At 45.3% G+C, this 203-nt stretch carries 1 protein-coding gene; it reads left to right on the forward strand.

Annotated features, from left to right (window positions below; all coding sequences use genetic code 11):
- On the forward strand, positions 1-203 hold a 203-nt coding region (locus JIG37_RS00005), incomplete at both ends, for a transposase (RefSeq protein WP_199528333.1).

Here is a 203-nt window from a genome sequence, read left to right on the forward strand (position 1 = left end):
AAAGAAACATTAAATGAGTTACTGACAGGTTTGGTAAAACAAGATGAGCAATGTGAACGCTTACTGGAACTTGAGGGTGTCGGGCCTATCACAGCGGTTGGTTTATTAATAAGCTTAAGTGACACAACCCATTTTACGAGCGGACGCAATGCGGCAGCCAATGTTGGTGTCACCCCTCGCCAACACTCAAGTGGTGGAAAAGT

It is taken from the genome of Pseudoalteromonas sp. bablab_jr010 (assembly GCF_016464105.1).
GTDB lineage: Bacteria > Pseudomonadota > Gammaproteobacteria > Enterobacterales > Alteromonadaceae > Pseudoalteromonas > Pseudoalteromonas simplex.